5 protein-coding genes and 1 pseudogene are annotated in these 6,679 nt (G+C 65.6%); 4 read left to right on the forward strand and 2 right to left on the reverse strand.

Translation table 11 applies throughout. From position 1 onward, the window contains the following. Positions 1-75: 75 nt before the first annotated feature. The 3 genes and pseudogenes from ACFYMU_RS33240 to ACFYMU_RS33250 form a co-directional block, all read left to right on the forward strand. Positions 76-588: pseudogene (locus ACFYMU_RS33240) on the forward strand (3'-5' exonuclease); the annotation flags it as partial. A 212-nt stretch (positions 589-800) separates the two neighbouring features. Further along, a complete protein-coding gene (locus tag ACFYMU_RS33245) occupies positions 801-2,591 on the forward strand; it encodes a hypothetical protein (RefSeq protein WP_388381431.1) in 1,791 nt (596 codons plus the stop codon). A 73-nt stretch (positions 2,592-2,664) separates the two neighbouring features. Then, entirely contained in the window at positions 2,665-3,273 is a 609-nt protein-coding gene (locus ACFYMU_RS33250; RefSeq protein ID WP_388381433.1) for a hypothetical protein, read from the forward strand. 63 nt (positions 3,274-3,336) lie between these two features. Here the strand turns inward: ACFYMU_RS33250 and ACFYMU_RS33255 are convergent, their stop codons facing one another. Next, the gene (locus ACFYMU_RS33255) at positions 3,337-4,980 is read right to left on the reverse strand and encodes a UvrD-helicase domain-containing protein (RefSeq protein ID WP_388381435.1); all 1,644 of its coding nucleotides are present in this window, start codon (positions 4,978-4,980) and stop codon (positions 3,337-3,339) included. Between the two features lie 445 nt (positions 4,981-5,425). Further along, positions 5,426-5,608 carry a hypothetical protein gene (locus ACFYMU_RS33260; protein WP_388381438.1) on the reverse strand — a complete coding sequence of 61 codons (183 nt, stop codon included), beginning with the start codon at positions 5,606-5,608 and terminating at the stop codon, positions 5,426-5,428. Here ACFYMU_RS33260 and ACFYMU_RS33265 point away from each other — a divergent pair. Next, on the forward strand, positions 5,580-6,632 hold the full coding sequence (locus ACFYMU_RS33265) for a DUF6083 domain-containing protein (RefSeq protein WP_388381436.1): 1,053 nt from the start codon (positions 5,580-5,582) through the stop codon (positions 6,630-6,632). The two genes, ACFYMU_RS33260 and ACFYMU_RS33265, sit on opposite strands and share 29 nt — an antisense overlap. Positions 6,633-6,679: the final 47 nt, after the last annotated feature.

Here is a 6,679-nt window from a genome sequence, read left to right on the forward strand (position 1 = left end):
GCCCAACATGCCCATGGCCGCCGACCGGACGGGATGCCGCACCGCCACACGTTCAGGTGACGACAAAACTCCTATGCACTCTCATACCGCCCTCTCAAAGCCGGCAAGCGGAGCACCCACCCCGAGCTGATCCTCTTCGAGTCCTGGGGCGAGCTACAGGAATACGCCGAATACGACCCGTCCGGCCGCGACCTGCTGCCGCTGGTCGACCTCGTCGACGAACACGGCGTCGACGTCATCCTCGACGCGGTGGACAAACTCTCCATCGAGCAGGGCGCTGAGATCGTGGTCTCCACCGCCCACAAGGCCAAGGGCCGAGAATGGGCTTCCGTCCGCATCGGCGAGGACTTCACCGAGCCGATGGATCAGGAAGAGACAGACGAGAACGGTGACCCTCTGCCTGGCGACATCGACGACGCCGAAGCCCGCCTCGCATACGTCGCTGTCACCCGGGCCCGCCACCGACTCGACATCGGCGGTCTGGGCTGGATCAACCAGCACCCCGACGGCACCCCCGGCGGGACACCTCCGCGCCAGGACCCCGAACCTCCCTCTCCCTGGGACACGTTGGGGCCCTCTCCGAACTGAGACGCCACACCAAGGTGTGCCCGTCGGCCGCGGGCACACCTCCACGCGCTGTCACGGCGTCGCTGGTTCAGCCAGCCTCGTGCGCAACAGGGACCTGCGCCATCGTGCGCGCAACGGTAAGCGGCGATCTTCGTATATGGCCCCTTGCAGCCGGTGAGCGGCCAGGTATGAACCGATCAGCAATGTCAGCGGGGGCTTCTACAGTGGGTGACGTGACCGACCTTCCCGAACCGCAGCCGACCGTCGATGACCTCTCCAACCTCATCCCGGCAGTCATCCCGGACGACGAGGCCGATGCGGAACTTGTGACCATCGGTGAGCGCTATTGGGCCTTGGCCGGCTTCGCTCCGGATTACGGCACACCCGTGTGGTGCGAGAAGACAACGGACATCGAGACCGCTGGGTGGGGTAACCAGATTTACGTCGTCGCGGCGGCTGGCGTACGGGCTGTAGTCCCCGGACGGGAGTGTCCCGAATGTGGTGGGCCGCTCAGTCTCGCCTCCCGGACCGCGTTCCAGCAGGTCTGCGACGGCAACGACCCCGCCTGCGTGGAGTGCACCGAGTCTCTCCTGCTCGCAGTACGTGCTGTCCTTGATCCTGCGCGCAAGGCCAAGCGGGAAGCCGCCAAGGCCAAGGCGCAGGCGCAGCAAGCCGTCGACGAGGCCCGCGCCCAATGGCAGCAGGCCCAGCAGGAGAGCGTTGCGAAGGAATACGCGGCCGTCTTCCCGTCGGAGCACACCACACTGCCCGTCGCCGGCGTCCGGGACATGATCGGCGCCCTGGCGCTGCTGCGCTACGCGCCCTCCACGTCGCCTATCGCTGAAATCAGCGCCTGGCCGGACCCGCTGTACCCGGACACCAGCAAGATCGGCTCGCTCCTGGGAACGCTGGTGCGAGCGGGCCTGCTGAAGATCCACCCCTCCAGCCCCGTCACAGCCTTCGTCTGGGTGCCGGAGACGTTCGAGGACGCCCTGAGCGAGGCTGAGGGCGATCTGGGCGCGGTTGCCACGCCACAGCTCACCAGCAGTTTCTATCCGCTGACGGCCCGCTATTACGCGCCCTACGGCACAAGCCCCGGGAAGGCCGTAGAGGCACTCGACGCCCACCTTGCCTCCGCCCTGGACCCGGCCGGCATGCACGCAGGACATCACGACGACCTCTTGGCCGCTGCCCAGGAACTCATCGCTGAGGAAGCCCTGCGCTACTTCTCCAACAGGCTGGCAGAAATCCATCTCCCCGCTGTCCCGGAGAACCACTCCGCCCGTCTCAGCGAGGCGGCCTACAAGCTCGCCGAGCACCGAACGCTCGGCGAGATCTACAGCCTTGTCTGGCGGGCGACCCGGGCAGCAGCCGAAGCCGCGCAGAAGAACCCTCGGGCTCCGCGCGCCCACATGAGCACTCATGCCATCAACCAGTTCGAAACTCATGCCCACCGCGCGGTCGCAGACCCCGACTGGGAAATCAAGCCGTTCAACGAGATTCCGGGCCACGGCCCGGCGGCGATGACCCGGGCGCTCTTCTACAACGTCCTCGACAGCAGCCCGATCGACACCAGCCTCCCCCAGATCAAAGAAGCTCTGCCCGCTCCCATCCCGCAGGCAACTGCAGAGAAGCCCTCCGCTGCGTCGGACGACGACCAGCTGACCATCACGATTGAGTGGCTCGATGCCTACCCCAACAGCTGGAATCCCGAGGATGTCCCCGCTGCGCTCAGCATCCTCAAGGAGAAGCGGGAGGAGACCCCTGAATGGCACTTCGAGGGCAAGATCCTGGCCCGCGGAGCGGCACAGCTGCACCGCCTCTATGAACGGCTCGCCCCCACCATCGGTACAAGACAGGCAGCCCTGGCGGTGCTCGCCGCCACCGCTATGCTCGTCCACCCGGTGACGATCAACGGCAAGTCACTCACCAACGGTGAGTGGATCTTCGGCAAACTCAGCGGCCTCCTCCTCGGCATCCCGGAGGCGGACTCCGACGACGAAGACGACGCCTGGCAAGGGTGACGTCGCTATCCTCTCTTCCCGCTCGTTCTACCTGGTGGCCCTGCTATCCAGCACCATCAAGGAGAAGCCAGAGATGAATGAGACCCTCGCTGTCCAGAACGGAAGCGAACCCGGCATGGAGCAGAGCGAAGCTGTCCGGCGGGCCGGCGAAGAGCTCCTTCGCGTTGGTGGCGATTGCACCACCCGAGCCGAGCTTCTCGACTACATCGCTGAGTTGGGACATGTCGCCTCCGCCATTCGATACGGCTTGATCAATGCGGCGTGGCGGGCATTGCTCGGCGGTGGCGCGCCTCTTGACCAGCGCCCCGGGGCAGGAGAGGTCGAGCGTGTGCTCTCGCTGAGGACTCCAGGCACGGAGGATAAGCACCCAGCTGAATCCACTTTCATGCATGCGACGGCCGACGCCCTGAAACTCGCGGAGTGCCTTGGACATGTATTGCAGACAGCGTGGTTCGCTGGGATGAGCGAAGAGACACGCATTGCCGTCGGTGAAGCTCGCGGCCGGGGTGAACGCGACATCGTGAACCGGGTCATGCAGGCCGTCAAGGACGGTCTCGTTGCATCCCTTCCCGCCAACCTCGTCGAAGAGGCAGCGGCAGCGATCGCGAATGCCATGCGCAGCCCCCACAAAGACAAGAAGGACTCGGCCAGTTCTGCGAAGGATCGTCCTTCGGGCGTCTGACCTGGGCAATGCCCGCGCGCGTGGCCCGAACCCGATTCCGTGGGGCCGGCCTTGACGAAGGGCTCATTCGGTCAGGTCCCCTCGATGGGCCGATCGCGAGTGTTCGTGAGGGCAGCGGGCCGCTCCGGCTGGAGGAATGGGCCCGAGTCTTTCCCATGGTGAGGACGGGGCGTTTGGGGTGGGACCGTCGCCCGGGTCGCCGTCGGGGCGATCGTTGATCCAGCCGAGACCGCCTGGGTCGAGTTGGCGGCGAGCTCGGGTGACGGCAACATAGGCCAGACGCGCCTCTTCCAGGTTGAGTTCCTTGGGCAGCGGGTTGCCCTCTTCGTCGACCTCGTCGCTGGGGGCAGGCTCGAAGTCCGGTGCGATCCGTACGGATGGCCATTCGCGGCCCTTGGCCTTGTGGGCGGTGGAGACGGTGACTTCGGCCTGGGTTTCGGGGCTGAGGCGGTGCACGGCGTCCAGGATGACTTCGACGCCGTGCTCGTCGATTACGTCGACGAGGGGCAGCAAGTCCTGTCCGGACGGATCGTACGTGGCGTACTCCTGCAATTCGCCCCAGCTTTGGAAGAGCACAAGTTCGGGGTGGGTCGTGCGGCGCCCGGCTTTGAGATCAGCCGCGGCGCTGGCCAGGGCCGCCAGGGCATCGCCGCCTCCTACCAGAGCGACCCGGCGGTTGTTGTTGAGCAGATCGAGGATCTCCATCATGGCGCCGACGTTGGTACGGCACAGGATCGCGTCGGGATCCGCTACGGGCCCGATGAGCGTGTCGATGTCGGGGGTGCCCTGCAAACGGATCGGTGCTTCTACGATCGCCAGCCAGCGGTTGGCTTCCTCCGCCAGGGCTGGGCCGAACCGGAAGGACTGCGACAGGGAGAGCTGGTCGCCGTCGAAGTCGGTCATCACGTCCCGTGCTCCCCGCCAGCCGTAGATGGCCTGAGCGGAGTCGCCGACCATGACCAGCTGGGCGTGCGTGCGCTGGTTGGTGAAGACCTCCTCGATCACCGGGTTGGTGTCCTGTGCTTCGTCCAGAAGCAGGTAATCGGCATGGATCTTCGGCTTGCCCAGGGCCCACATTTTCAGGTAGTGGTCGTGCTCGAAGCGGACCACGCCTTCGTCGGGATTCTGCAGGTCCTCCCAGGCCCGGCGGGCGTAGGGGAGGACGATGTTGGCCAGCTGAAGGTGAAAGTGCTGGTCCTCCAAGCCACGAAGCACGGGGACGTGGTAGGGACGGAAGTCCGTGTCGGCTGAATAGCAGAACCGCTTCACGGTGCGCAGCACGGTATATGAGAGCGCTTTGTTGGTCACCTTGCGGTCACCGATCCGCACGGTCATGTTGACGGCGATGCCCAGAGCCTCGCCTGTCTTCCAGCTGGGCTGGCGAGGGGCGTTGAGCCGCTCGGCGTAGCGGTTGCCGACAGCCGCGAAGGCAAGGGAATGCGCGGTCTTGCAATTCACGTTGGCCGGAAACTTGCGGCGGGCGTCTGTTGCGATTGACGTGTTGTAGGCCACGTACCGGCCTCGTCGGCGGTCGCTTTGGGCCAGCATCACGAGCGTGGTGGTCTTTCCTGTGCCGGCACCGGCCTGCAGCGCGAGGTTCTGGCCCGAACGGAATGCGGCGACGGCTGCCTCCTGCTCCCTTGTCGGAGCGGGGCGATGGCGGGGAGCCGGGGGACGTTGTCTGTGGCCCGGCCTGCTCTCAGTAATTGGCGCGTAGCCGGACGACGGCGGGATAGGAGCGGAGGTCGGCCGATCGAAATGGCTGGTCTGTGGGCCAGGTGAGGCCGGCGGTGCCGTGGGTTCGGGCTCGTCCGCAGTGGAAGCCCGCAGTTGCTCCAGCCAGCCCCGCGCGAAGGCTGCTGCCTGCTGGATGACGTCCAGGTCGGCGCCCGCCCGGCTGCGTACGCCGATTTCGCGGTTGATGCGGTTGTTGACCTGTGAGTAAGACAAGCCCGAGCGCCGCGTCAGTTCACCTACGAGACGGCGCAGTTCGATCTGAGGATGGAGCGCTGCGGAACGGACCGGGATCGGCGGCGCCTCGGAAGCCGGTGTGAACAGCTCCATCTGGTCATCGTCGGGCGGGGCCGACTGGGCCTTCCGCTCATCCGAGGGCGGTTCGCCACTCATCCACGTCTCCCTGAGAGTAACCGTTTCAAGGCAGAGGGTAATTCGTGGGCGCGCCAATCCGGAACCGTAAATCACCCGAACTGCCTAAAACCGGAGATAACCCTTCGCGTTGGACGAAGTGGCCGTTGGTGAAGTCCAGCCCCTTGCCCTGTCTTTCCGGGAGCGTCGTGAGTTCGTGGATGCGGATCTGGCACAGCAGCCAGTCCAAGACGCCAGTCAAGGACTGTGTCGAGCGCTGCACTTGGTGTGGGAACTCCGTCGAGTGGCATGACACTTTCGAGGGAACTCGCGTCCCGATCATCCCGAGGGAGTTCCCCGTCCGAGCTGTGCCTCCCAGGTACCGCTGGCACCTGTCGAACGGCACCGCCTACCTGGGAGCCAATCCGCGAGATTATGGCTACTGCCGCGTTAAGCACTCCTCGGTCTGTCCGGCCGTCGAACACGACGACCTCGATCCCGCCATGCAGCCCTTGGTACGCGCCCTGGCCATCCGCATACAGAAGGCGATTGCCGAGGGCTTGTTCGTGCCGACGCCCGTCGGGCCGCGAGGCGAGGCCGAGGTGCAAGAGCCCGATCCGGCCATTGCGGAAGAGCGTGGCGGTACTCGGCACGTCATCAAATACAGTGGTTTCCTCCGCATCTGTCCCGGCCCTCTTGACGAGCTGACCTGCGTGGCTGCGACAGCCGAGGGCCGATGCGAGGCGTTGGTCCTCGACGAAGACGAGGGGTACTGGGAACAGATCGACGCTCCCCATCTGCCCGGCCGCGCGGGACAAATGACCTTGCTCGACCTCCGTGGTCGGGCGTGGGTGTGGAGTATCGACACCATCGATTTCCAGCATGCGCTGCGCTGGCTGCGTCAACGCTGCCACGACCACGGGAAGTACGGGTCTTATCCCGATGCGTCCCCCACGGAACTGGTCACCTTCGATCCATACAGGCACGGCGACTTTCTGATCAGCGACCGCCCCGCAGGTTACCGGGCCTCGCCCGTCCGAGGGTGGGAACTTTCCCCGGGCGGCGCGAAACGGCAACGCTGCGCCACGGAGGACTGCCACAACAGCACGGTTGTCGCTGTCGAAAAGGGCTGGCTGTGTTGGCAATGCGAGAAGCAAGCCAAACGCCGACGCGCCGTCCACGCCAAGTGGCAGGCCAAGGCATCAGCAGCCCGGGCGCTGTCCAGTGGTAAGCATTCAGAAGGTCGTGACCGAATCGACTGTCTGACGATGTGACAGGTGGTGGGCGGGTGCGGCAGGATCCGTGATCGTGCCGTCCGCCT

The organism is Streptomyces sp. NPDC007264 (assembly GCF_042869095.1).
Classification (GTDB): Bacteria; Actinomycetota; Actinomycetes; order Streptomycetales; family Streptomycetaceae; genus Streptomyces.